The organism is Phyllobacterium sp. OV277 (assembly GCF_900104355.1).
In the GTDB taxonomy this organism is placed as follows: Bacteria; Pseudomonadota; Alphaproteobacteria; order Rhizobiales; family Rhizobiaceae; genus Phyllobacterium.
Window position 1 is genome coordinate 39,932 of the sequence record NZ_FNIY01000011.1, and the last position, 24,649, is coordinate 64,580.

Genomic DNA, 24,649 nt, shown 5'->3' on the forward strand with positions numbered 1-24,649 from the left:
ACAGCCGCGCCCGCGACTCGTCAGAAGACAGCCAGCCTACCACCAACAATAGATCGCCAAGAACAACCAATTCCCGAGTTCTATTGCTATTCAACTATTTCTTTTCAGAATTCTGTCATCGCAAGCACAGGAATGCCTCCGTACTAAAGTCGTATTTACGCGTCGGGAATGTTCAAGTAGCAATACAACCTAAGCTTACATACCAATATTTTTCTATCATACCTTGCAATTTTGCCCTGTACGCCAATTTCAATCACGTCTCAATTTTTAGCCTGGAATTGAAGCAATGTTCGATAAATTTACGGATAGCTATCCGCTCCGCAAATCTGTTCTACACGGTCCGACACAGCCTGCGACCATAGAACCGCTGCCGCAATTTCGCAGCGCTGAATTCTTCCATCTCCCCCTGGATAGGGTGCATAATCTCAAAGAAACTCAAGTCATCTGTGGTTCGACCTACAATCCAATCGACGTTAAATCGAATGGCTTGGCGGACCAGCTTTCCTACATCTTTGTCATGAGTGGTCTTGTCGAAAGCCACAATACCCAGACCCATATATCAACCGTGCTACGAGCGGGGGCGGCTGGGGTCATTACCAACCATGCGTCTACAATACTCAAACTGGGACGAGGGTGTCGTTGGCTGGCGTTCCGGGTGCCGCTTTCGCTCCTGCGAAGCCAGTTTGGGATATGGTCGAGAAAGTTCTGCTTTCAGACCCCCAAATTTTCTACTGTTCCTGACTTCCACGATCATCCGGTGTCCGGTCTTTATCAAACACTGGAACTTCTGCTTGTCAAAAGAGGGGAGGGGGAGAAACCCCTGTTGGATGCGAGCTATGAGCAACTGCTCATGGCACAGCTCTATGCAATGGCTCCGCATAATCTTAATGGCGGAAATGCCAGCTTTCAGCCCCCTTGTCCGCGGCAACTCCGTTATGCCGAGGATTTCATGCGCAACAATCTCTATGTCTCAATAGCAATTAACGACATAGCCCGCGCAGCAGGTTGCAGCACGAGAACCTTGCAACGCATATTCAGACACTTTCGCGATGCGACCCCCATCCAAATTCTATGCCGTTATCGAATTGCAGCAGCGCACGACCTCATGCTCAGCGGCAAGGCGAGAACGGTGACTGATGTGGCGGCCAATCTACAATTTTCAAATCCGGCGCGCTTTGCCGTCATGTACCGCGAAGCCTACGGTCAAAAGCCCTCAACTGTCATCAGATTTTACAACGCACAATGAAATCCAACGGGCGTGCTGAGCAAGCTTTCAAGATCAACCGATGAGTTAGTTCCGCACGGGATATTTCGATAACTGCCTTCAACTGCGCAGCATCCACCATTTTTCAATAACCAAATCATTTTCAGAAGGAATACGACCATGGCGAAGGAACCAAAAATACAGCCGATTAAGCTGGATTTGGGCGGAAGAGGCACTCTTACGATTGATGGCGAGCACGTCACTTCAAATGGGCTGATTAATGTTGGCGCGCTTCACAGCGCGAGGGTTGATTTGATCAACGGAGCGCAACTTACGGTAAATTCGACGGCTCTTGGCATCAAGGCGCTTACAAACATCACCTATGGGGTAGGTGAACACTGCCAACTCGTACTAAAGGAGCCAAGTATAAATGTCGAAATTTCACACGCAACAACTATCGATTTCAGCAAATCTGAAGGCACTGGATTTCTGGAATATAAGCCCAGTGACGTACTGACGTTAAAAGCGGCCAGCCCTATTAAGCTCATCAATCTTCATGAAGGTGACACAATCAAGGTTGATGGCGCAACTTCAGCCAAGCTTGACGGCAAAGATCTCGTTTTTCGCACCCCAGGGCTGCTCGGTCTTGGAGGAACGGTCAAGTTTGCTATCGATCCGGATGCAACTTTTGCATTTGTCCGGGATGGCAAGGACGGTGAAATCACCATTAAAACGCCCTGCTTTCTCTCGGGTACACTCATAGCAACACCTTTGGGGGAGGTGCCGGTAGAAAAGCTTGGAAAAGGTGATCTTGTCTATACGATGAATGGCAATGCCGTTCCGGTCATCTGGGCTGGACGGCGTACCATCAATCCCAAAGCCATCGACAGATTGCGCGAGCATGTGCCCATTCGCATTCGCCCCGGAGCACTGGATCACGGTACACCGAACCGCGATCTCTATGTATCGCCTGACCATTGCCTGTTTTTGAACGGAACACTGATCCCCGCGAAATTCCTCGTCAATGGCAGGTCCATAACCCAGACCGCAATACTCGAGCCCTTCACCTATCATCACATCGAACTTGAACGACATGACGTGCTGATCGCAGAGGGCGCCTATGTTGAAAGTTATCTCGACCTTGGCAACAAAGTGATGTTTCTGGAACCGGGAACGCTGATGTTTACCGGACCTGCTAACCCCAGAAAGGCGGTCCACTGCTATCCTCCGGTTTATTCCGGTTCAATCCTCGATAGTATCCAGAAAACATTGGAGCAGCGTGCAGGCGAACTCGGCTACTTCAAGGATAGAAAGGAAATATCCCAAGCATCAATAACCAATGTATTTCCATTTTATAAGCAAATACAATGAGATAGAGAGGTCGATATAGATCGGGGCTCCTGCTGCCACCCATCTCTAGCGATAGGCGGCAGTGCGATCGAGGAAATCATGAAAATGAGAGATCACAGTGTCCCGGTCGATGAAAACAACGGCATAAGCAGGTGGTTCGAGCGTCGTCATGATCCTGTCAGGCGAAAAATCCAGCGCCGTCTGGTGGTTCGTTCCGCGTATTACGCTCACCGGGATGCCACGCCAACTGCCAGCCACCGGCCTGTGAGCATGACCGACAAAGATATGCCTGATATTGCCATGCGCACGAAGCAACGCGTAAAGCGCTTTAGCTTCAATAAGTCCCAGACTATCCAGTAAAGGCATGAAAATAGGGAAGGGGGGATGGTGCAGGAAGAGAAACACCGGTCGTTCAGCCGCTTCCTGCAAACGCTGCTTCAACCATGCCTGCCGCGCTTCGTCCAAACGCCCTTCGACAAAGCCTTCTGACAGCGTATCAAGGAATATCAGACGACCTTCTGCGGTATCGACAACACTTTGGACGAAACCATCTTCCGGTGTGATTGAATTAAAGACCCGGAGAAAAGCACTGCGATTGTCGTGATTGCCAAGAAGCAGCTTGTATGGCGGAATGAGCTTTTCCAATTCGCCTGCCAATGCCCGATACGTGTCATCACCACCCGTATCGCTGAGATCCCCCGTGAAGATCACCAATTCAGCGTCCGCATGGTTCTCATTGATGTTGGCAATGCAGGCCTGAAGATTTTTCAGGGGATCAAGCTCGCACAGCATATCACCGGGCGTAACAAGATGGAGATCGGTAACCTGTATGATTTTCATGGGGAGAAGCTCAGGGTTTGGTTGATGCAGAAATGCGGGCGCTGCCACGCAGAACGATATGTGTGCTCAGACGATCATGTACGGGCGGACGATCCGGTTCAGACTGCCGCTGATCCAGAAGTGCCACGGCATGTTCGGCCATGAGAGCCGGGTCCTGACGGAAGGTTGTAAGATTATAGGTATCCCATGCGGCCTCTGGTATGTCGTCGAAACCGATGACGGAAAGATCGTCAGGTATGTTCAGATTGGTATGCCGTCGCACATGGTCAATGAGACCAAAGGCCACCAGATCGTTGACACAGAACACAGCCTGCGGATGCTCATTGCCAGCAAAGAGTTGCCGGGCCGCTTCCTGCCCTCCAGCATAATCCGAATTGCCACCATGTCCCATGATCACTTTTGCGCCATGGGCTGTTGCTTCCCGGCAAAAACCGTTCTCACGTTCAACGGTGGTGGGTGTGCGGGAAACTGTTCCGGCAAAACCCAACGTCCTGAACCCATTGGCAAGAAAAACCCGGGCGGCCTCACGGCCAGCACCTTCATTGTCGATATTGACGTCATCGGCGCCGGTTTCGGACCGCCCAAGCACAATGAGCGGTTGACCGTTACGCCGGGCAAGTTCGACGAAAGATGAGGGCGGCGAGCCCGACAGAATAATCGTCGCCTCAGCACGGTAGCCGAACAGCGTTTTCTGTGCTGCCACCAGTTCTTCTTCCGTACGGCCGGTATTGATAACAATCGGTACACTGCCGCGATGGATCAGCGCCTTGGTCAAAGCCGCGACGAGATGTGAGCGATAGCCGAGTTCGGGGTTGGTAACAACGAGCCCGACCAGACGGCTTGTTCGCGCCAGCAGGCCCCGCGCCAGATCATTGACCTGATAGCCAAGCTCTTCAGCGGCAGCCATAATCTTTTCACGCTTCTTGGCCGAAACGCTGGCGCCTGGTGTAAACGCCCGCGACACCGCCGAACGGGAAACACCAGCTTTTTTCGCCACCTCGACAGCACTGACATAATGCTGCGTTTTTTTCGATGGTTCGTCGCCGTTCGAATCCATGCTCATTCCTTTAGTGACCAACTTTGGACAATACATCGGCCCGCAAGAATCGTTCCACCACCAGCATAAAGCCGATAGACGGGATGAGTAGCAGCAGGGCGGTGATCGAAGCAATCTGATAGTTGCCGCCCGACCCCGCCGTATAAAGCAGCAAAGGCAAAGTATTCACATCAGGGGCACCGACGAAATAGCTCCCCGTGAACTCGTCGAGAGATTCCAGAAACACAAAAATCGCGCTGGCGAGCAGTCCGGGCGCGGCGAGGGGAAGCGTCACGTCGCGAAAAGCCCGCATGGGACCTGCGCCGATGGAACGCGCCGCTTCCTCCAGATCAACCTGCACGGCGGAGAACGCCGCCGTCGCAATCCAGACCGCATAGACGAGACCATGGGTAACATGAACAAGCACAACACCCATGATCGTACCGTTCAGGCCAATCTGGTAGAAGAAACGGGCGATATTCACGTAAACGGGCAGATTGGGAAAAGCCTGCGGAATGAGGAAGGCAAGCAGGATCAGGCTGCGGAACGGCAGTTTCAGGCGGGATAGGGCGTAACCGGCGGGTACGGCCAGCGCCAGCGCTACCACCACCGTCAGGCTGGCCACCACAATGCTGGTCAATAGCGACTCCATGGCGTTGCCGCGCGGCGAAAACACCCGCTGCCAGAAGCTGAAACCATATTCCAGCGGCAACATATGCGGAAAATACCATTTCTCTGCCACGGTCCACAGCAGCAGATTGGTCAGGGGCCCGAAAATCACAAAGGCCAGCAAACCAAGGACAAGCGCGCGCGGCAGCCACCAGAAATCAATACGGGCCATTATGAGCGCTCCTTCACCGACTGGCGCAGATAGATGAGCGCAACACCGGCGGTTAGCAGCAGCGATATCATACCAAGCGCATTGGCAACGCCGTAATCGCCATGGGCATTGATGCGGAAGGCAATATCCGCCGTCAACATGGTGGGTGATTGGGCATTGATCATCAGCGGCACCGAAAGCACCGACATCATGGTGACGAATGAGAGGATAAGACCGACGAGCAGGGTGCCAGCGATTTGCGGCACGACGATCTCGATCAGGATGCGCAGGCGTGATGCGCCGAGATTGCGCGCCGCTTCGATGGTGCTGCGGTCGAGCGAGGCCATGGCTCCCGCAACCAGCAGCGTAACAAAGGGCGTTTGCTTCCAGACGAAGGCAATCACGATACCGCGCCAGTCAAGAAAGCCGACAGTTTGCAACGGCGTCAGCACGCCAAGACTGACAAGGATGTTATTCATCAGGCCATTCTTGGCAAGGAAAGTACGCAGGACCTGACCGACAACAATAAATGGAATGAACATGGGCCAGCGATAGAGCCAGCGTAGTATCGCAACAGCGCGGGGGTTTTCGCCCAGCGTGAGATAACCGCCAATAGCGATAGAGAACAGCCCGATGAGCAAGGTGGATAGGCCGACAATCAGCAATGTGAAGATCATGTCGCTGGAATAAAGTTCGAAGGATTTGGTGAAATTCCCGAAGCCATAGCTATCTCCGACCACGAAAGCACCGACGATCGATGCGCCAAGCGGCACAATGAAAAACAGCACGATCATAATCAGTGCCGGGATCACAAGAAGGATAGCGAGAAGGCGTTTCTGCATCGGGATATTCCAGAGAAGGGGAGGGGACCACTGACGAAAGCCAGTGGTCCAGAAGAGCACACGCTATTAATTGGCTACATTTTTCTCATATGCTTCGAGAATTGCCGAATTGTACTTGGCAATCGGGAAAGGCTTTGCCTTGGTGGCCAGATCATCAGGCGAAATGTCGACGAACAGCTTGTCCCAGCTGGCTTTGTCGAGTTCCGGTTGCACATACTTTGCATCAATGCCCGGATACCAGTTGAAGCGCTTGACGATGCCTTCGGCCTGAACTTTCGGGCTGGTGGCAAGAGCGACAAACTTCTCGGCCAGTTCCGTGTTTGGGCTTTTTGCTGGAATGACATAGTGCATGGGCTGACCTGGCATACCGGGCGCAGGCAAAAACAGCTTCATTTCAGGCGGCAACTTGCCATCGGCCTTCCACGAATAGAACATATCAACCCAGACCGGGCCCATGGCGATTTCACCGCGGCTCAGCATATCCAACGTCCCCGCATTGCCGGGTGTCAGCGTGGCATTGGTGGTGAAATCCTTCAGGCCCGCGAAAGCCTTGTCCCATTTCTTGGTTTCGGCTTCTTCGAACGGACCGTTCATCAACTTCTTGGCATCGCCATCACCAAAGGCATAAATCCAGCCCATGACGAAGCTGACACCGGAAGCGCCACCTTTAATGCCATTATAGCCGAACTGCTTCGGGTTCTTTTTCGCCCATGCAACCAGCTCTTCATAGCTCTTTGGTGGATTGGGGATCAGCGCAGGATTGTAGGCGATCGCTGTCTGGCTGGAGAACATCGGCATGACGTAACCGTCAACATTGGCGCCGAGTGCCATTTTGGCCTTGTCACTTGTTACCATTGCGCCTGAAGGAATTTTTGCGCGGTAGGATTCGAGATAGCCTTCCTTGACCATAGGACCGGCAAATTTTTCATGGACGACGGCCACATCCGCGTCCCACTTTTCCGTGTTGGCCTTGGACTGCGCATCGAAACGCTCGACAATCTTCTGCGAACCGGCGTCGCCGGGGCCTGTACCAACCACGCGCACCTTGGTGCCCGGATTTTCCTTTTCGAAGATGGGTGCGAGGTAATCATTGACGTAGTCGACCATGTTCTGGTCGCCCGCCGTCAATACTGTTAGATCACCGGCAGCGGCAGGTGTCGCTGCAAGCCCGAGAATAAGAGAAGCCTGTAATATTGTTTTCATCGTGAACTCCCGTTGAGCATGGATGTTTTGTTTTGGCAGTCTATGGGCAGCGGCCTTCAGGCCGTCTGTCCTCAATGGGTAAACGCAGCGGCAGAAGCCTGCGGTGCGTTAAAAATGAAAAGGGATTGCGCGGGGATATGCACCTTCACGGTTTCTCCCTCGGCGAAGGCTCTATCCGCATCGACGAGTATCTCGTCATCTCCAAGCCGCACCGCATGGCGCCAATGGCCGCCGGGATAACTGACGCTGGCAACCTGTCCCCGAAGTTCAAGTGCACCCGGCTCAGCCGAAACCGCGTCGCGGCTCCCGGTAAGGCGGGCTGCTTCAGCGCGAAACCGCAACTGCACTGGACCAGTGGAAAGTGGGCGGCCGGACCGTGCAGTGATCGTTGATGGATTGAACGCACCTTCTGCCAGTTCGACTTGTTCGCCGTTGACACGCGCTTGCATTGACAGAAGATTCTCCGCGCCCATGAACGCAGCAACGAAAGGGGAGGCGGGCTTGTTGTAAACATCCTCAGGCGTGCCCTGCTGCTCGATCCGCCCGGCATTCATGATGACGATGCGGTCAGCCATCACCATGGCTTCCTCACGATCATGGGTGACATGAATCGCTGTGATCCCAAGCCGCTTCTGCAACGAGCGTATCTCGTGACGCACCGTCAGGCGGATACGGGCATCGAGGTTGGAAAGAGGCTCGTCGAGAAGCAGAATTTCCGGGTCAATCGCCAGTGCCCGGCCCAATGCCACACGCTGGCGCTGCCCGCCTGAAAGCTGAGCCGGCTTGCGTGCGCCAAGACCGCCGAGCCCGAGCAGATTCTGCATCTCATTGACGCGAGCCTCGATGATATCCTTCGAATGCTTCTGCAGCTTCAGGCCATAGCCAATATTCTGTGCAACGGTCATGTGCGGCCAAAGCGCATAGGACTGGAAGACCAGTGCCATGCCGCGTTTGTCCGGCGGCATTTGTGTGACATCCCGATCCGCAACTTGAATGGAACCGCTGAAAGGTTTGGAGAAGCCAGCAATTGTGCGCAGCAATGTTGTCTTGCCACAACCGGACGAGCCAAGAAGCGCCACGAATTCACCCTTGTGAATATCGAGGTCCAGATTGTCGAGTACTGTCGTCTGGCCATAGCCGACGCTCATTCTCTCGACTTTGAGGAAAGCTTGTCCAGTCATTTTCCACCCCATTGCGCAGCTGTGCAATTTTTTTCTTTGTACTGTCGGTTTATAACAACGGGATGACAAGTGAAAAGTTTTGACACGTTCAACAGATCAATTCATCCCATGAAAAACGTCCGGCAGGAGGTTAGATTTCATATTCAAAATCCTGAAATTCCAAACGCAACCGCTGAATGAGAACTCGACCTATACATGACAACTTTTGTATAGATGTCATCGAACCGTTATCCGGCTTGTATAGGGGTAGCCGATCATCATGAGCCAGCATAAATCAAAGAGGGCTCGTTTCGTCCAGAAACAATAGGGGTTATCATGCGCCAACTTCTCGTAGCTTCCGTCCTGCTCGCCGCCGGGCTCCAACCGGTGTTTGCCGCCGATGGCAAACTGGTTCTCTATACCAGTCAGCCCAACACCGATGCCCAGCAGACCGCCGATGCATTCATGGCGAAAAACCCCGGCATCAAGGTTGAGTGGGTACGCGACGGAACGCCAAAAATCATGGCCAAGCTGCGCGCTGAAATCGAAGCGGGCCAACCCCAGCCCGACGTTTTGCTGATCGCTGATGTGGTCACCATGGAAGGCTTGAAGAAGGAAGGCCGTTTGCTGCCCTTCAAGGATGCTAAAACGTCAGGCATTGACGCTGCCCTTTTCGACAAGGACGGAACCTATTTCTCCACCAAGCTGATCACCACGGGCATTGTCTACAACACCAAAGCGCCTTTTGTACCGACAAGCTGGGCCGATCTTGCCAAGCCGGAAGCCAAGGGCCTTGTCACCATGCCGAGCCCGCTGACCTCAGGTGCTGCACTCATCCACACCGTGACCCTCACCGAAAACCTTACGCAGGGCTGGGACTATTATGCGGAGCTGGCCAAGAATGGTGCGCAGGCGGCAGGTGGTAATGGCGATATCCTGAAGGCAGTCAGTGGCGGCGACAAGCTTTATGGCATGATCGTTGATTACATGCCGATCCGTGAAAAGGCCAAGGGCGCTCCGGTCGAATTCGTCTTCCCGAAGGAAGGTGTTTCAGCCGTTACCGAGCCAGTCGGTATTCTGTCAACAGCCAAGAACCCGGAAGCCGCGAAAGCCTTCATCGACTTCCTGCTATCCAAGGACGGTCAGGAACTGGCCGCCAAGATGGGCTATATACCTGCAAGTGCCGATGTCGCTCTGCCCGCTGGCTATCCTGATCGCGCCTCAATCAAGGCCATGAAGTTTGATGCTGCAGCAGCTCTTGCCAACGAGACCAAAAACAAGGAAAAGTTCAGCGAAGTGATGGGACAGTAAAGACTCTTGGCTGTTATCCAATCCATACACAAATCCGGAAAACCCGCGTCAGTTGCTGCGGGTTCTTTCCATGGTTTGATGCGTACTATCAGGCAAAACGGTCGGCTGTCCGCCCTGCTGGTACTGGCCGCTATCTTTGTTCTCAGCTTCCTGCCGATGTTACGGCTGCTGGTGACAGCTATTGCACCGGGCGGCGAGATTGATCTTGCGGCATTCGCGGCACGGCTTTCCACCGTCTCTGTCATGCGCGCCACGCTCAACACGCTGGATACAGCATTCTTCGGCGCGTTGTTGGCGTTGCTGATTGGCGCGCCCTTTGCAATAGGCATTGCAATGACCGATCTGCCGGGACGCAAAAGTCTCGGCTTCCTGCTTCTATTGCCGTTGATGATTGCCCCTCAGGTCATGGCACTATCATGGCTGCATCTGTTCGGACCGTCGAGCACACTGCTCGGTGCTTTTGGTCTCGCACCACCGCCGGGCACATCCAATCCATTGCTTGGCCGCAACGGCATCATCCTGCTTTATGCGATCCAGCACGCACCCATAGTGTTTATAACACTGCGCGCTGGGCTGACCCGCGTGCCGCGCGATCTGGTTGAGGCGGCACGCTCCTCCGGCTCATCGCCAATGCGCGTTCTTCTGACGATTGTACTGCCGATGGTACGCCCCTATCTCGTCGCCGCAACCGCTCTCGCCTTTGTTTCGGGCGTCGGCAATTTCGGCATTCCTGCTCTGCTTGGCATGCCGGTCAATTACCTCACCCTGACCACGATGATCTACCAGCGCATTGCCAGTTTTGGCCCGAGCGTACTGCCACAGGTCGCCGCGCTTTCAGTTCTCATTGCCATACTCGCTTTGCTCGGCGTTGTTCTTCAGGCGCTGGCACTGAAGAAAGTCAGCCATCGCTTTACAGCAGGAACACCAGCGCGGTTCACTCTCGGCAGTTATCGCTGGCCATTTGCAGCGCTCGGCTGGCTTGCGATCCTGTTCATGCTCATTCTGCCGGTACTCGCTCTGGTGACCACTGCGCTGATCCCGTCTTTTGGCGTGCCGCTCAACTGGTCAACCCTGACATTCGCTAATTTCGAGGAAGTTCTCTACCGGCAGGCATCAACCAGTCGCGCTTTCTGGAATTCGGCAACACTGGCTGGAGCCGCTGCTTTGATCCTCGCCATCGGATCGATTCCCGTTGCCGTCGGACTGGAACGTTTCTCGCGTCTGTCGCAGCGTATCCTGCATGGCGCAATCGAACTGCCTTATGCCTTGCCGGGGATTGTCCTTGCCATTGCCTGCATCCTGCTGTTCCTGCGTCCGCTGCCACTCATCGGTAGTCTTTACGGCACGGCATGGATTATCCTCATTGCCTATCTCATGCGGTTCTTCGCCTTGGCAATGAAACCCGTCACAACGGCGATTGGGCAATTGTCGCGCGATCTTAATGAAGCTGCTGCGGTCTCAGGTGCCGGGCCACTGCGCCGTCTCATGACAATCACCGGACCGTTGACAGCACCCGCTGCCGTCGCTGGCGCGTTGCTTGTGTTCATGAGTGCCTTTAATGAATTGACGGTTTCGGCACTGCTCTGGTCAAGCGGCCATGAAACGCTTGGCGTTGTCCTGTTCAGTCTGGAAGAAGCCGGGCTCGGCACCCATGCAGCGGCCATTGCCGTGACAACCATCATCATTGTCGTGGGGCTTCTGGCCGTGCTTGATCGTCTTGGTAAAAAGCTTCCATTAGGTGTGTTGCCCTGGCGCTAGCTCAGCCGGGAATAATCCACGCATCGGTAATGGCAATATGCACGGTGTCGCCAAGGCGCAGGGCCGAGGCACTGTCGAGTGTCAGGCGCTGGCCATTGGGAAGTTCAAGCCGGGTTTCATAAACGGCGCCACGATAGGTGCTTTCCTGTACGCGTACTGCAATTCCCTTTTCCGCAAGGCTGAGAGATTCCGGACGCAACAGCAATTTGACGGCATCGGAGCCATTCGCGACTCCGCGAGCCGACAGACGGAAACCTGCTACCTCAACGATCACCGATGCTTCCTGCCGTTCGACAACGGTGGCCGAAATCGGCATACCCCGTCCAATGAAACCGGCGACCCGCTGATCCGCAGGCGAGTGGTATACTTCCGTTGGCGATGCAATCTGCAGGATGTTCCCGGCACTCATCACCGCAATTCGATCAGACAGAGCCAATGCTTCAGCCTGATCATGTGTGACATAGACGATGGTGGCGCGGGTACGTCTGTGAATATCGCGAAATGCCTCAATCATCGAAGCGCGCAGATGCATGTCCAGATTGGCCAATGGCTCATCAAAGAGAATGATTTTTGTATCGGCCACCAGACAGCGTGCCAACGCAACCCGCTGCCGTTGACCGCCCGAGAGTTCTTCGATGCGGCGATCGGCAAAACCATCAAGGCTGACACTGTCCAGCACAGCTTTGACGCGACTTGCAATTTCGGCCCTGGCGATCTTGCGGGTCTTCAGCGGATAGGCAACATTCTCGGCAACATTCATATGCGGCCACAGGGCGTAGGACTGAAAGACCACGCCGACGCCGCGTTCCTCGGGCGTTTTCTGGCGGTGGGTATCCGCCACCCGCTCATCGCCGAAGGCTATGGAACCATCATCCGGCGCTTCAAACCCGGCAATGAGCCGCAGCAGTGTTGTCTTGCCGCACCCGGATGGCCCAAGCAGCGAGGTGAACGAGGCTGCAGGAAAATCAATGGAGATATCCTTGAGCGCAATCGTCTCGCCGAAACGCTTTGTCAGATTCTGGATGTGAATGTCTGTCATGCGCCGCTTTTACAATGCTTTTTGATCTTTGACACGGCCTATGCGCCAGCCGCGTTACAACCATGTGACGCGCTGGCGAATGTCTCGGAAATCTTTTGCCGGATAAGGCCTTTGAGGGGTGCCGTCAAAATTCCCATCAAAACCACTCAAAAAGAGTTGCACACCTCATTTCCCTGATCTAGCATATCAGGTGGAGGAGAATTCTCGTGGTAAAGATGACGCTTGAAGACGTCGCCCGAGAAGCCGGTGTCAGTCTTGCAACGGTTGATCGTGTTGTGAACGGCAGGAATGGTGTGCATGCGCGCACCATCGAGCGCGTCAACGCGGCTATTAAACTGCTTGGATTTCACCCGGACCAGCACGCTTCGCGGCTTGCGCGCGGACGCGACTATGATTTCCGCATTATCCTGCCTACAGGCGAAAACGAATTCATGCAGGCGCTCGACGCGGAATTCCGCGCGACCCGTGAACGCCAGTTGCTGGAGCGGGTGCGTCTCTCCATTCACTATGTCGATACTTTTGACGGCGAAGCTCTGGCATTGGCGCTTGAGCAACTGCCCTCTGGCATTGATGGTGTGGCTGTCGTGGCGCTCGACCATCCTGCCGTAACCGAAGCCATCAACACTCTTGCCGATGCCGGTGTTGTGGTTCTGACACTGGTCTCCGATGTGCCCAATTCGCGCCGCGCCCATTTTGTCGGCATCGACAATTATGCGGCTGGCCGCACCGCTGCATCGCTGATCGGCCGCTTTGTTGGACCGCGCAAGGGGAAGGTTGGCATGATTGCCGGCTCTCTTGCACTACGCGACCATGTGGAGCGGCAATTCGGTTTCGAGCAGGTCATTTCCCGCGAATATCCTGACCTTGAAGTTTTGCCTGTGCGCGAAGCACGCGATGAGAATGCACGCGTCGAGGCTGTCACCCGCTCGCTCCTGCGCGATCACGCTGATCTGGTCGCCATCTACAATGCCGGTGGCGGTCAGGCAGGTGTCGTGAAGGCGCTTGAAGCAACCGGCCACGTATCCGATGTGATTTTCGTGGCACATGAACTGACAGCCTCGACCCGCCGTCATCTGGTGCGCGGCACCGTGGATGCGCTGATCAATCAGGATGTCGGTCATATGGCACGCAGCACGGCGCGTATTCTGACAGCCCTGCGTGAAGGCCGTCCCATTGTGCAGGGGCAGGAGCACATTCGTATCGATATTTTTCTCAGGGACAATATGCCCTGAGGACCCGAGCGGTGCCTACCCGAGGCACCCAATGAATTGGAGGAGACGAGACATGAAGACGATCAAGGGACCAGCCATTTTCCTCGCGCAATTTGCGGGAGATGCGGCACCGTTCAATTCTTTCGATGCGATCTGCAAATGGGCGGCATCGCTGGGCTATCAAGGTGTTCAGATCCCCACCTGGGATGCGCGGCTGTTTGATCTCAAAAAGGCTTCTGACTCCAAGACCTATTGCGATGAAGTGGCAGGCATTGCCAGTTCACACGGGCTCACCATCACCGAACTTTCAACACACTTGCAGGGCCAGCTTGTTGCCGTTCACCCTGTCTATGACGAGTTGATGGACGGGTTTGCCGTGCCTGAAGTGCATGGCAATCCGAAAGCGCGGCAGGAATGGGCGGTTGATCAGGTCAAGCGGGCAGCGCGCGCCTCAAAACACCTCGGTCTGAAAGTCATGCCGACCTTCTCCGGCGCATTGGCCTGGCCATTCCTTTATCCCTTCCCGCAGCGGCCTGCCGGTCTGGTGGAAGCGGCATTCGATGAACTGGCCAAGCGCTGGACACCGATCCTCAACTATCTCGATGAGCAGGGGGTTGACGCGGCCTATGAAATCCATCCGGGCGAAGACCTGCATGACGGCGTGACCTATGAGATGTTCCTTGAGCGCGTGAACAACCATCCGCGTGCCAATCTGCTTTACGATCCCTCGCATTTCGTGCTGCAGCAGCTCGATTATCTCGACTACATCGATATTTATCATGAGCGTATCAAAGCGTTTCACGTCAAGGACGCCGAATTCAACCCGACTGGACGGCAGGGCGTCTATGGCGGATTCCAGTCCTGGGTCAATCGTGCTGGCCGTTTCCGTTCGCTCGGCGACGGGCAGGTGGATTTCGGTGCCGTCTTTTCCAAGCTGACCGCATATGATTTCGATGGCTGGGCCGTGCTGGAATGGGAATGCGCACTCAAACATCCCGAGGACGGCGCACGGGAAGGCGCAGAGTTTATCAGCGCACATCTGATCCGCGTAACGGAGAGAGCATTCGATGACTTCGCTGGCGCAGGAACCGACGACGCGGCCAACCGCCGTATCCTTGGTCTGGTATAAGAACGGAAGGAAGCGGCAATGGCTATTGAAGCAAGCAAGCAAAAGGCAGCAACCCGGCGTATTCGCATCGGCATGGTCGGAGGAGGGCAGGGTGCCTTCATCGGCGCCGTGCACCGTATCGCCATGCGCATCGACGACCAGTACGAACTCGTTGCCGGGGCGCTCTCCTCCGATCCTGATCGAGCCAAGGCTTCGGCGAAGGAACTTGGGATCGCGGAAGACCGTGCCTATGGTTCTTTCGAGGAAATGGCGAAAGCGGAAGCCAAGCGCCCCGATGGCATTGAGGCGGTGGCTATCGTTACGCCGAACCATATGCATGCACCCGCCGCAAAGGCTTTTTTGAAAGCTGGCATCCATGTGATCTGCGACAAGCCCCTGACGACGACGGTCAAGGACGCAAAAGAACTTGTAGCTTTGGTGAAAAAATCAGGCAAGATTTTTGCCGTCACCCACAATTACACCGGCTATCCGATGATCCGGCAGGCGCGCGCCATGGTGGAAAAGGGTGTGCTTGGTACGATCCGTCTGGTGCAGGCCGAATACCCACAGGATTGGCTGACCGAGAAAGCCGAAGACAGCGGATCAAAACAGGCGGAATGGCGCACCGATCCAAAACGCTCAGGCGCTGGCGGTGCCATCGGCGATATTGGTACCCATGCCTATAATCTTGCCTGTTTCGTCTCCGGCCTCACGCTGAAGCAACTCTGTGCCGAGCTGACAAGTTTTGTCGAAGGTCGCAAGCTTGATGATGATGTGCAGATTCTGATGCGTTTCGATGGCGGCGCAAAGGGCATGCTCTGGGCAAGTCAGGTTGCACCCGGCCATGAGAATGGTCTGAAGCTGCGTGTCTATGGCACGAAAGGCGGATTGGAATGGACGCAGGCCGACCCGAACTATCTCTGGTACACGCCGTTCGGCAAGCCCAAGCAGTTGTTAACCCGTGGCGGGGCAGGAGCCTATCCCGAAGCCGCCCGCGTGACCCGCATCCCCGGTGGCCACCCTGAGGGCTATCTCGAAGGTTTTGCCAATATCTACACCGAGGCCGCACAGGCCATCATCGCTGCCCGTACAGGCAAGAAGACGCCAAAGGATGTCATCTATCCAACCGTTGAGGATGGTCTTGCAGGTATGGAGTTCATCGAGGCCGCGGTGAAATCATCCAAGGCCGGTGGTGTGTGGACCAAGGTGTGATGGTTTAAATGATGTACCTTTCCTCACCCCCCTCTGTCCTGTCGGACATCTCCCCCACAAGGGGGGAGATCACATCGACATATCTGCTTTCGCGTAAACTGCACAATCGAAGGTTGGTCGAAACGGTTATACAGGCTGATCTCCCCCCTTGTGGGGGAGATGCCCGACAGGGCAGAGGGGGGTGAGTACATCAATGTCCACGCATCCCAACCCACAACAACACCAGCCGCCCGTCCTCGAAGCGCGCAGCATTGCCAAGGCTTTCGGGCCGGTGGAGGTGCTCACTGATATCAGTCTCACCATTCAACCCGGTGAGGTGCATGCGATTATCGGCGAGAACGGTGCGGGAAAATCCACGCTGATGAAGCTTCTGAGCGGCCATTTGCAACCGACACGCGGTTCTGTTGCGATGGACGGCGAAGATGTGCACCTTGCTGGCCCTGTTGATGCGGAGCATCGCGGTCTCGTGCTGGTGCATCAGGAAATTCTGCTCGCACCGCATCTGACCGTTGCGCAGAACATTTTCATGGGCCGTGAGCTGAAACGTGGCCTCATGGTCAATGATCGCGAGATGAACAGGCTGGCCGCTGAAGCCGTGCGCAAACTTGGTGCCGATATTGATCCCACCACACCTGTATCGCGGCTTTCCATTGCACGGCGGCAGCTTGTGCAGATTGCCCGCGCGCTGCAAGTGCCGCATCGTGTCGTGATATTTGATGAACCCACAGCATCCCTCACGCCGATTGAAACGGAAGCGCTTCTCAAGGTCATCCGCAATCTGCGCGACCAGAATGTCGCCGTTCTCTACATTTCGCACCGCTTGCCTGAAGTCGCCGCCATAGCCGACCGCATCACCGTGCTGCGCGATGGCAAGTTGATTGCAACGCGCAATGCTTCAGAATTGCAGCCTGTTGATATGGCAAAGCTGATGGTCGGGCGCGATATGTCGAAGCTTTACCCCGAGCGGGAAGAGACGGCGACGCGCGAGACCATTCTTGAAGTCACCAATTTTGATGTTCCTGATTATGCGCGCGGAGCGTCGTTTTCCCTACGCAAAGGTGAAATCCTTGGCTTCGCCGGGCTGATCGGTGCAGGGCGCACGGAATTGCTTGAGGGCATTGTCGGGCTGCGAGCGGGCCAAGGCCAGGTCAAGCTGAATGGCAAGCCGGTTCGCTTTCACGGGGTGCGTGACAGCATGGCGGCCGGGATTGTTTATCTGAGCGAAGACCGCAAGGGCAAAGGCCTGCTTCTGGCGCAGAACCTGCGTACCAATCTGACGCTTGCCTCGCTTGAGAAATTCACCAAAGGCCCGCTGATCGAGCGCAAGCGCGAGGAGCAGGGGCTGGACAAGGCAATCGCCGAATTCGACATTCGCGCCCGTCGCCGCGATTTGCTTGCGGGCCAACTCTCCGGAGGCAACCAGCAAAAACTGTTGCTTGCCAAGATGATGCTGCTTGATCCGAGCATCGTCATCATCGACGAGCCGACACGCGGCATCGATATCGGCACCAAGGAACAGATCTACAAATTTATCGCCGATCTCGCCAAGTCAGGGAAATCGGTCATCGTCATCTCATCCGAGATGCAGGAGCTGATCGGCATCTGCCACCGCATCCTCGTCATGCGTTCATCGCGCATTGTCGGCGAGGTCACGGGTGAGGCGATGACCGAAGATGAAATCGTCGTCTACGCCACCGGCGTCAAAACAAACGAAGCAGAACTTTACGCAGCGGGGTCCGCATGACCGATACACAACCAACCACCGACGCGCGCGGCTTCGCCCGCAAGCTTGCAGATATTGACATGACTGCGGTTGCGCCGTTCCTCGCGCTGGCTGTGCTGTTCATTCTGGGCGCTTTGGTCAATCCAAGCTTCATCGGTGTCGATAATATCCTGAACGTGCTGACCCGCTCGTCCTTCATTGCGATCATTGCGGTGGGTGCGACCTTCGTCATTTCGGCAGGCGGGCTTGATCTCTCCGTGGGATCAATGGCGGCGCTTGTCGCGGGTATCATGATCCTCTTCCTGAACTCGGCAGCAATCGACGGCAATCTTACTATGCTGGCTGTCGGCGTCGTTGTCGCCATTGGTGTTGGAGCCGGCGCCGGTCTGATCAATGGGGCAGTAACAACAATCGGGCGGATCGAGCCATTTATCGTCACGCTTGGCACCATGGCCATCTATCGGTCTGTCACCGTCTGGCTGGCCAATGGCGGTTCAATCGCCATGAAATCCAACGACATGCGTAATCTGTTCCGCCCTGTTTACACGGGAACATTCATTGGATTGCCCATTCCCGTGTGGATTATCATTGCCGTCGGTCTGCTCGGCGCCTTCATTCTCTACAAAACGTCCTTTGGACGGCATGTCATCGCGGTCGGTTCCAATGAGGATGTGGCGCGTTATTCCGGTATTCACGTCAACCGTGTCCGCGCTATGACCTATGTCATACAGGGCATCTGTGTGGCCATCGCGGTTGTCGTTTATGTGCCAAGACTGGGTGCTGCGACCACCACAACCGGTATGCTCTGGGAGTTGCAGGCCATCACCGCCGTTGTCATTGGTGGCACCGCGCTGAAAGGCGGCGTCGGGCGCATATGGGGAACAATCTGCGGTGCGTTCATGCTGGAGATCGTCGGCAACATCATGGTGCTTTCGAACTTCGTCAGCGAGTACCTGATCGGCGCCGTACAGGGCGTTATCATCATCATCGCCATGCTTGTGCAGAGGACGTTGCAGCGCAAGGGATAGAATACAGTTTGGGAGGGGGAGAATGGGCCACCCGCCGACCTCGAAGGAAAGGCCCGTAGAATATTTGGGAGAGAGATATGCGTAAACTCATACTGGGACTTGCCGGCGCACTGCTTGCGTCAAGCATGACCTTGGCTCACGCCGAGGACAAGAAGGTCACCATCGCCGTTTCCATTCCGGCCGCCGATCATGGCTGGACCGGCGGCGTTGTCTATCACGCCGAACGGGCGGCAAAGATTCTTGAAGCCAACCATCCGGGCCTCAAGATCATTATCAAGACCTCGCCTGATGGTGCATCGCAGGCCAATGCGCTTGAAGACCTGACCACACAGGGCATCAATGCCTTGGTCACGCTACCGCACAATTCCGACGAGCTGACTGACCCGATCCGTCAGGTCAAATCAAAGGGCGTTTTCGTCACTGTCGTCGACCGTGCTTTGTCTGATCCGACTATTCAGGACCTTTACGTTGCCGGTAACAATCCGGAACTTGGCCGCGTTGCCGGTAAATATCTGAAGGACAAGCTCGGCACCGCCGATGTTGTCGTCATTCGCGGTCTGCCAATCGTCATCGATGAAGAGCGCCAGAAGGGCTTTGACGAAGCCATTGCCGGAAGCGGCATCAAGGTCCTCGACAAGCAGTTTGGTAACTGGTCACGCGATGACGCCTTCAAGGTCATGCAGGACTATCTGACCAAGTTCCCGAAGATCGATGCGGTCTGGTGTCAGGATGACGACATGGCGGTTGGCGTGCTCGAAGCCATCAGTCAAGCCAAGCGTACGGATATCAAGATGGTCATCGGCGGCGCAGGCATGAAGGACATGATCAAGCGTGTTGGTGATGGCGACGCCATGACACCAATCAATGTTCTCTATCCACCATCCATGATCGCAACGGCCCTCGAATTGACGGTCGCCAATTTCTACGATCAGGTTCCGGTGCGCGGCAAGTACATCCTTGATGCGACATTGGTCACCAAGGAGAATGCCAAGGAATTCTACTTCCCGGATTCGCCATTCTGATCTGAACGGCATGACAATGGATAAAGGCCCGCAAGGGCCTTTTTCTTTTGTACGTCAGGGTTGGCGCCGGGGAGGACTCTTGCCCCGACGCCGACCCTGTTGCGGCAAGAGTATGTATGGCGGAAGCAGCGGTCATGCTACGGCCAGTTCCTGCTGCAAAAATCTCATTCCTTGCGTGGATTTCCCGGTTCCCGAGCAACGCACACGCAATTTTTATCAAATTTTTCAAGCGTCAACTAACTTGACTCGTTGACTCCTCTTTATGTTGAGTAATAAATATGACCATACGAGTCAAGTTTTATTATCCGCGTCCGGACTGTTCCGGGAGCGACAGCACGAAAAGGCTGGCCACAATGTCACGACGCCAAATCATCGACCTGCAAGTCCGGCTTCCGAGGCTTGCACCCATAGCGCGGGAAATCATGCCGATCTCCCAGTCCGATATGCGTGTCTACGGCAGCGAAATCCTGTTCGACGGCACCACTGAGGTAGGTATCGAGCATGCCGGGTCACTTTACCGTCTCAAAATCACCCGCCAGGGCAAGCTCATTCTCAACAAGTAACGCATTGATAGGCATCCAGAGACCATGACCGATATCCAAAAGCCGACACCCCAGCAGATTCGCCAGGCACGGGCTGATAATCCAAAAATGCGCGAGCGCGATCTTGCCCAGCAACTTGGCATTACCGAGGCTGATCTGGTTGCTGCATTCTGCGGTATCAATGTCATTCGCATCACGCCTCGCATCGAGACTTTTCTCACCGAAATCCAGACCTTGGGTGAGGTCATGGCGCTGACGCGCAATGAAAGCGCCGTCCACGAGAAGATCGGTGTTTACGACAAGCCTGTTGTCGGGAAACATGCCTCAATGCTTCTCGGCGAGCAGATCGACATGCGTCTCTTTCCTGATAGCTGGGCCCATGGCTTCGCGGTGGAAAAACAGGATGGCGAATTTACCCGCCGCAGCCTGCAGTTCTTCGATGCGGCTGGCGAAGCGATCCACAAAATTCATCTGCGCCCGGCCTCTGATCTTGAAGCCTATCACGCGCTTGTCGCCAAGCTGCGCCTTGATGACCAGTCACAGAGCATCGAAGTCAAGGCCTTGCCAAAGCCGGAAGAGAAAACCGCCGAAATTCATGAGCTTGACGCGGATGGCCTGCGGGATCGCTGGACCCAGATGAAGGATGTGCATGAGTTCTTCGGCATCCTGCGCTCGCTGAAAATGACGCGCCATCAGGCGGTGCAGGTGATCGGGCAAGATTTCGCCTGGGCTCTCGACCGCGATGCCCTGGGTGCCATGATGCATCATGCGGTACAGGAGCAGATACCGATCATGTGCTTTGTCGGCAATCGTGGCTGCATTCAGATTCACTCCGGGCCGATTGAAAACATCAAACCAATGGGTCCCTGGCTCAATATCCTTGATGAAACGTTTCATATGCATCTGCGGCTTGATCACATCGCGGAAGTTTGGGCCGTTCGCAAACCGACCAAGGACGGTCATGTAACCTCGCTCGAAGCCTATGGTGCCGAAGGTGAGATGATCATCCAGTTCTTTGGCAAGCGGCATGAGGGCTCCGGTGAGCGTGCCGACTGGCGCCAGCTCGTTGAAACCCTTCCCCGCATCATGCGCTCGGCGGCATAAGGAAATGAACATGTTTTCCAGAAACCGAAAACTGCACCTTGCTGCTTCGTTTGCCGGGTTGCTAACATTGTCTTTGTCCCACGGCATCGCTTCAGCAGAAGAAGTAACCGGACGCCTTCCCGATGCAAGCCGCGTGGTTTCCATCGGCGATTCCATTACTGAAATCGTTTATGCGTTGGGTGAAGAAGGCCATCTGGTCGGGCGCGATCAGACAAGCACCTATCCGGAAGCAGCACGAAAATTGCCCGACGTGGGCTACATGCGTGCGCTTTCGCCCGAAGGCGTGCTCTCCATCAACCCGACGGCCATTATTGCCGTCGAGGGCAGTGGCCCGAAAGAGACGATCGACGTCCTCAAAAAGGCCAGCGTTCCTTTTGTTTTCGTACCTGAGGACTATACGGGGAAAAGCATTACTGCGAAAATCCGCGTCGTGGGCGCGGCGCTTGGCGTCGATGACAAGGCCGAAAAACTGGCCGCGCAGGTCGAAAAGGATTTGCAAGCATCCGAAGACGCGACGAAGAACATCAAAAACCGCAAGCGCGTTTTGTTTGTGCTGAGTGCGCAAGGCGGCAAGATCATGGCTTCAGGCACCAAGACGGCGGCCAATGGTATTATAGCACTCGCAGGCGCTGACAATGCGATCACGGAATATCCGGGTTACAAGCCGCTGACCGATGAAGCAATCATCACCGCCAAGCCCGATGTCATTCTGGTCATGGACCGCGGCGGCGATCACTCATCCGACAATGCCGACCTTCTTGCCAATGCGGCGATATCAGCCACACCGGCTGGCAAGGACAAGAAGATCATTCGCATGGGCGGTCAATATCTGCTGGGTTTTGGCCCGCGTGCGCCCAAGGCAATCCATGAGCTGGCAGAAGCTATATACGGCAACGAACTAAGCCAATGAGCGAGGCAATTTTGAGAAAATCTGCCGTCCTTGCCTCCGCGCGGGGCGGCAAAAAACTGCGTCCGGATGGTGACAGATCTGCGCTTGCGCGTGCAGTCATTGCCTGTCTCGGCGTGGTGCTCATCGCCACTATCATTTTCAGCCTTGCCTTCGGCGCCTCCGATGCGTCTGTTATCGCTGTCGTAAAGTCCCTGATTTCAGGGGCTGAGGGCACGGAAAGCGCACTTTCTGTCAGAGATCGCATCATTATCTATGATATCCGGCTGCCGCGCATTATTCTCGGCGCATTGATCGGCGCTTCGCTTGCCGTGTCCGGTGCAGTTATGCAGGGGCTGTTTCGCAATCCACTGGCAGATCCCGGCATTGTTGGCGTATCGGCGGGTGCGGGTCTGGGGGCAGTCAGCGTGATCGTATTGGGTGGAACCATTTTTGCGCCTGTTGTTGCTTTGTTTGGGCTTTACGCACTGCCGCTTGCTGCTTTTTTCGGCGCCTTGGCCTTCACCCTTATTCTGTACCGTGTGGCAACGCGGCGGGGACAAACATCCATCGCCACCATGCTGCTGGCGGGGATTGCGCTTGGTGCCATGGCCGCTGCCTATATCGGGGTTCTTGTTTATGTCGCCGATGACAAGCAATTGCGTGACCTGACATTCTGGAGCCTTGGTTCGCTTGCCGGTGCCAGCTGGATCAAGATTCTTGCATCAGGGCCGTTGATTGCGTTCGCACTTGTTATTTCACCTTTCCTTGCCCGTGGCCTCAATGGTCTGGCATTGGGAGAGGCATCAGCCAGCCATCTCGGCATTCCCGTCCAGCGTTTCAAACGCATTGCCATTGTCACAGTTGCGGCGGCCACAGGCGCATCGGTTGCCGTCAGCGGTGGCATCGGCTTTGTCGGCGTTGTTGTCCCGCATCTTCTGCGCCTCGTAATCGGTCCGGATCATCGTTACCTGCTGCCAGCGGCTGCGCTACTTGGCGCAAGCCTGCTGCTGATTGCCGATGCAGTGAGCCGCACAATCGTTGCCCCATCAGAACTGCCCATCGGCATTGTCACCGCTGCCGTTGGCGCTCCCTTCTTCCTATGGATATTGCTGCGTCGTCGCGGCATTCTGGACCTATGACCATGATCCGCGTTTCCAATGTCTCCGTGTCGCTTGGCCGAAGCAAGATTGTCGAAGACGTATCCTTTGATGCAGGGGCAGGTGAGTTCACCGTTATCGTCGGCCCCAATGGTTCGGGGAAAACGACATTGATGCGTGCTCTCTCCGGTGATCTGCCCTATGAGGGCACAATCAGCATCAATGGCACCCTGATCAGCCAGTTGAAACTCTGGCAGATGGCGGCTATGCGGGCGATCCTGCCGCAATCAACCTCGCTGTCTTTCCCGTTCACCGTGCGGGAAATCGTCAAGCTCGGAATGACCAGTGGCCGCTCCGGCGCGGCGCGTCATGCCGTGGATACCCTGCCGGATGAAGCACTCGTACGGGTCGACCTTGCAGGTTTTGGCGGACGTTTTTATCAGGAACTCTCAGGCGGCGAACAACAGCGGGTGCAACTGGCCCGGGTTCTCTGCCAAGTCTGGCAACCGGTGCTTGATGGCCAGCCTCGCTTCCTCTTCCTCGATGAACCGGTTTCCAGCCTCGATATTAAACACCAGCTCATTATCATGCAGATTGCCCGCGATTTTGCTGATCGTGGTGGCGGCGTCATTGCCATCCTGCACGATCTCAACCTTACGTCGATGTTTGCCGACCGCATTGTGGTTATGCATGAGGGCCGAGCTGATTGTGTGGGAACACCGACGCAAGTCTTGACGGATGACCGCATCTTGCGTGTTTATGAATGCGCGCTCAAAGTGGGTGGTCTACCCGGCAAATCCGTACCATTTGTTTTGCCTCAATCTGCGATCCTCTGAGTTAGCGAAGATATCGCCATCTACCTATTGACTGCAGATGGCGATTTGATACTAAATATAGATGTTATGGTTCTGCCGAGTCGCAAGACCGGGAGCTAAGAGGGAAGCCGGTGAGGTGTCGTTGACATTGATGCCGGCGCTGCCCCCGCAACTGTAAACAGCGAGTTGTTGTCGATAATGCCACTGAAGCCGCGCCATCAAGGTGCAATCGCTTCGGGAAGGCCGACACCAGCACCGACCTGTGAGCCAGGAGACCTGCCCTAACATGATGAACGTCCACGGGCGGGGTGTCCCGGTGTGTCGCTTGCAATGGT

Annotated in this window: 22 protein-coding genes and 1 riboswitch; of the genes, 15 read left to right on the top strand and 7 right to left on the bottom strand. The window is 55.4% G+C overall.

The window, feature by feature from the left end; translation table 11 throughout:
* The first annotated feature begins 286 nt into the window (after window positions 1–286).
* Window positions 287–1,246, top strand: coding sequence for an AraC family transcriptional regulator (locus tag BLU05_RS22930; RefSeq protein WP_091885372.1), 960 nt, complete (start codon window positions 287–289; stop codon window positions 1,244–1,246).
* Window positions 1,247–1,384: 138 nt separating this feature from the next.
* Window positions 1,385–2,575, top strand: a complete 1,191-nt coding sequence (locus BLU05_RS22935; RefSeq protein WP_091885375.1) for a Hint domain-containing protein — start codon at window positions 1,385–1,387, stop codon at window positions 2,573–2,575.
* Window positions 2,576–2,620: 45 nt separating this feature from the next.
* On the opposite strand, the gene BLU05_RS22940 is transcribed toward BLU05_RS22935, so the two are convergent.
* The 6 genes from BLU05_RS22940 to BLU05_RS22965 form a co-directional block, all read right to left on the bottom strand.
* The gene (locus BLU05_RS22940; RefSeq protein ID WP_091885378.1) at window positions 2,621–3,394 is read right to left on the bottom strand and encodes a phosphodiesterase; all 774 of its coding nucleotides are present in this window, start codon (window positions 3,392–3,394) and stop codon (window positions 2,621–2,623) included.
* Between the two features lie 10 nt (window positions 3,395–3,404).
* Entirely contained in the window at window positions 3,405–4,451 is a 1,047-nt protein-coding gene (locus BLU05_RS22945; protein ID WP_091885381.1) for a LacI family DNA-binding transcriptional regulator, read from the bottom strand.
* Between the two features lie 10 nt (window positions 4,452–4,461).
* Window positions 4,462–5,271, bottom strand: a complete 810-nt coding sequence (locus tag BLU05_RS22950) for an ABC transporter permease (protein WP_091885384.1) — start codon at window positions 5,269–5,271, stop codon at window positions 4,462–4,464.
* The gene (locus BLU05_RS22955) at window positions 5,271–6,092 is read right to left on the bottom strand and encodes an ABC transporter permease (RefSeq protein WP_091885387.1); all 822 of its coding nucleotides are present in this window, start codon (window positions 6,090–6,092) and stop codon (window positions 5,271–5,273) included. The genes BLU05_RS22950 and BLU05_RS22955 overlap by 1 nt, the downstream gene beginning before the upstream one ends.
* Window positions 6,093–6,158: 66 nt before the next feature.
* On the bottom strand, window positions 6,159–7,295 hold the full coding sequence (locus BLU05_RS22960; protein ID WP_091885389.1) for an ABC transporter substrate-binding protein: 1,137 nt from the start codon (window positions 7,293–7,295) through the stop codon (window positions 6,159–6,161).
* A 71-nt stretch (window positions 7,296–7,366) separates the two neighbouring features.
* Window positions 7,367–8,476: an ABC transporter ATP-binding protein gene (locus BLU05_RS22965; protein WP_091885393.1), complete on the bottom strand. Its 1,110-nt coding sequence runs from the start codon at window positions 8,474–8,476 to the stop codon at window positions 7,367–7,369.
* Window positions 8,477–8,791: 315 nt separating this feature from the next.
* Between BLU05_RS22965 and BLU05_RS22970 the strand changes: the two genes are divergently transcribed.
* Together BLU05_RS22970 and BLU05_RS22975 are read left to right on the top strand one after the other, a co-directional pair.
* Window positions 8,792–9,766, top strand: a complete 975-nt coding sequence (locus BLU05_RS22970) for an ABC transporter substrate-binding protein (RefSeq protein ID WP_091885396.1) — start codon at window positions 8,792–8,794, stop codon at window positions 9,764–9,766.
* A 78-nt stretch (window positions 9,767–9,844) separates the two neighbouring features.
* Window positions 9,845–11,524, top strand: a complete 1,680-nt coding sequence (locus BLU05_RS22975; RefSeq protein WP_091885614.1) for an ABC transporter permease — start codon at window positions 9,845–9,847, stop codon at window positions 11,522–11,524.
* A gap of 1 nt (window position 11,525) precedes the next feature.
* Here BLU05_RS22975 and BLU05_RS22980 read toward each other — a convergent pair whose 3' ends face one another.
* Window positions 11,526–12,563 (bottom strand): ABC transporter ATP-binding protein, encoded by a 1,038-nt coding sequence (locus BLU05_RS22980; protein ID WP_091885399.1) that lies wholly within the window; start codon window positions 12,561–12,563, stop codon window positions 11,526–11,528.
* Between the two features lie 215 nt (window positions 12,564–12,778).
* Here BLU05_RS22980 and BLU05_RS22985 point away from each other — a divergent pair, with 215 nt between their 5' ends.
* From BLU05_RS22985 to BLU05_RS23035, 11 genes are all read left to right on the top strand, one after another.
* Window positions 12,779–13,795, top strand: a complete 1,017-nt coding sequence (locus BLU05_RS22985; RefSeq protein WP_091885402.1) for a LacI family DNA-binding transcriptional regulator — start codon at window positions 12,779–12,781, stop codon at window positions 13,793–13,795.
* A 52-nt stretch (window positions 13,796–13,847) separates the two neighbouring features.
* Window positions 13,848–14,903: a sugar phosphate isomerase/epimerase family protein gene (locus BLU05_RS22990; RefSeq protein ID WP_091885405.1), complete on the top strand. Its 1,056-nt coding sequence runs from the start codon at window positions 13,848–13,850 to the stop codon at window positions 14,901–14,903.
* A gap of 18 nt (window positions 14,904–14,921) precedes the next feature.
* On the top strand, window positions 14,922–16,094 hold the full coding sequence (locus tag BLU05_RS22995) for a Gfo/Idh/MocA family protein (protein ID WP_091885408.1): 1,173 nt from the start codon (window positions 14,922–14,924) through the stop codon (window positions 16,092–16,094).
* A gap of 193 nt (window positions 16,095–16,287) precedes the next feature.
* Window positions 16,288–17,838, top strand: coding sequence for a sugar ABC transporter ATP-binding protein (locus tag BLU05_RS23000; RefSeq protein WP_091885411.1), 1,551 nt, complete (start codon window positions 16,288–16,290; stop codon window positions 17,836–17,838).
* Window positions 17,835–18,845: an ABC transporter permease gene (locus BLU05_RS23005; protein WP_091885414.1), complete on the top strand. Its 1,011-nt coding sequence runs from the start codon at window positions 17,835–17,837 to the stop codon at window positions 18,843–18,845. The genes BLU05_RS23000 and BLU05_RS23005 overlap by 4 nt, the downstream gene beginning before the upstream one ends.
* Window positions 18,846–18,922: 77 nt before the next feature.
* A complete protein-coding gene (locus tag BLU05_RS23010) occupies window positions 18,923–19,867 on the top strand; it encodes an ABC transporter substrate-binding protein (protein WP_091885416.1) in 945 nt (314 codons plus the stop codon).
* Window positions 19,868–20,289: 422 nt separating this feature from the next.
* A complete protein-coding gene (gene hemP / locus BLU05_RS23015; protein WP_227989249.1) occupies window positions 20,290–20,430 on the top strand; it encodes a hemin uptake protein HemP in 141 nt (46 codons plus the stop codon).
* 24 nt (window positions 20,431–20,454) lie between these two features.
* Window positions 20,455–21,513 (top strand): hemin-degrading factor, encoded by a 1,059-nt coding sequence (locus BLU05_RS23020; protein ID WP_091885422.1) that lies wholly within the window; start codon window positions 20,455–20,457, stop codon window positions 21,511–21,513.
* 4 nt (window positions 21,514–21,517) lie between these two features.
* On the top strand, window positions 21,518–22,423 hold the full coding sequence (locus BLU05_RS23025; RefSeq protein ID WP_091885425.1) for a heme/hemin ABC transporter substrate-binding protein: 906 nt from the start codon (window positions 21,518–21,520) through the stop codon (window positions 22,421–22,423).
* Entirely contained in the window at window positions 22,420–23,541 is a 1,122-nt protein-coding gene (locus BLU05_RS23030) for a FecCD family ABC transporter permease (protein WP_091885428.1), read from the top strand. The genes BLU05_RS23025 and BLU05_RS23030 overlap by 4 nt, the downstream gene beginning before the upstream one ends.
* Window positions 23,542–23,543: 2 nt before the next feature.
* Window positions 23,544–24,335 carry a heme ABC transporter ATP-binding protein gene (locus tag BLU05_RS23035; protein ID WP_091885617.1) on the top strand — a complete coding sequence of 264 codons (792 nt, stop codon included), beginning with the start codon at window positions 23,544–23,546 and terminating at the stop codon, window positions 24,333–24,335.
* A gap of 50 nt (window positions 24,336–24,385) precedes the next feature.
* Window positions 24,386–24,613, top strand: a riboswitch (cobalamin riboswitch).
* Window positions 24,614–24,649 lie beyond the last annotated feature (36 nt).

Excerpts from the sequence above, each read along its gene's own strand:
- BLU05_RS22935 (WP_091885375.1), top strand. The coding sequence starts at position 1,385 with ATGGCGAAGGAACCAAAAATACAGCCGATTAAGCTGGATTTGGGCGGA.
- BLU05_RS23030 (WP_091885428.1), top strand. The coding sequence starts at position 22,420 with ATGAGCGAGGCAATTTTGAGAAAATCTGCCGTCCTTGCCTCCGCGCGG.
- BLU05_RS23020 (WP_091885422.1), top strand. The coding sequence starts at position 20,455 with ATGACCGATATCCAAAAGCCGACACCCCAGCAGATTCGCCAGGCACGG.
- BLU05_RS23000 (WP_091885411.1), top strand. The coding sequence starts at position 16,288 with ATGTCCACGCATCCCAACCCACAACAACACCAGCCGCCCGTCCTCGAA.
- BLU05_RS22950 (WP_091885384.1), bottom strand. The coding sequence starts at position 5,271 with ATGGCCCGTATTGATTTCTGGTGGCTGCCGCGCGCGCTTGTCCTTGGT.
- BLU05_RS23005 (WP_091885414.1), top strand. The coding sequence starts at position 17,835 with ATGACCGATACACAACCAACCACCGACGCGCGCGGCTTCGCCCGCAAG.
- BLU05_RS22980 (WP_091885399.1), bottom strand. The coding sequence starts at position 12,563 with ATGACAGACATTCACATCCAGAATCTGACAAAGCGTTTCGGCGAGACG.
- BLU05_RS22955 (WP_091885387.1), bottom strand. The coding sequence starts at position 6,092 with ATGCAGAAACGCCTTCTCGCTATCCTTCTTGTGATCCCGGCACTGATT.
- BLU05_RS22985 (WP_091885402.1), top strand. The coding sequence starts at position 12,779 with ATGACGCTTGAAGACGTCGCCCGAGAAGCCGGTGTCAGTCTTGCAACG.
- BLU05_RS22990 (WP_091885405.1), top strand. The coding sequence starts at position 13,848 with ATGAAGACGATCAAGGGACCAGCCATTTTCCTCGCGCAATTTGCGGGA.
- BLU05_RS23010 (WP_091885416.1), top strand. The coding sequence starts at position 18,923 with ATGCGTAAACTCATACTGGGACTTGCCGGCGCACTGCTTGCGTCAAGC.
- BLU05_RS22940 (WP_091885378.1), bottom strand. The coding sequence starts at position 3,394 with ATGAAAATCATACAGGTTACCGATCTCCATCTTGTTACGCCCGGTGAT.
- BLU05_RS22965 (WP_091885393.1), bottom strand. The coding sequence starts at position 8,476 with ATGACTGGACAAGCTTTCCTCAAAGTCGAGAGAATGAGCGTCGGCTAT.
- BLU05_RS22930 (WP_091885372.1), top strand. The coding sequence starts at position 287 with ATGTTCGATAAATTTACGGATAGCTATCCGCTCCGCAAATCTGTTCTA.
- BLU05_RS22945 (WP_091885381.1), bottom strand. The coding sequence starts at position 4,451 with ATGGATTCGAACGGCGACGAACCATCGAAAAAAACGCAGCATTATGTC.
- BLU05_RS22960 (WP_091885389.1), bottom strand. The coding sequence starts at position 7,295 with ATGAAAACAATATTACAGGCTTCTCTTATTCTCGGGCTTGCAGCGACA.
- hemP (WP_227989249.1), top strand. The coding sequence starts at position 20,290 with ATGCCGATCTCCCAGTCCGATATGCGTGTCTACGGCAGCGAAATCCTG.
- BLU05_RS22975 (WP_091885614.1), top strand. The coding sequence starts at position 9,845 with ATGCGTACTATCAGGCAAAACGGTCGGCTGTCCGCCCTGCTGGTACTG.
- BLU05_RS22995 (WP_091885408.1), top strand. The coding sequence starts at position 14,922 with ATGGCTATTGAAGCAAGCAAGCAAAAGGCAGCAACCCGGCGTATTCGC.
- BLU05_RS23035 (WP_091885617.1), top strand. The coding sequence starts at position 23,544 with ATGATCCGCGTTTCCAATGTCTCCGTGTCGCTTGGCCGAAGCAAGATT.
- BLU05_RS23025 (WP_091885425.1), top strand. The coding sequence starts at position 21,518 with ATGAACATGTTTTCCAGAAACCGAAAACTGCACCTTGCTGCTTCGTTT.
- BLU05_RS22970 (WP_091885396.1), top strand. The coding sequence starts at position 8,792 with ATGCGCCAACTTCTCGTAGCTTCCGTCCTGCTCGCCGCCGGGCTCCAA.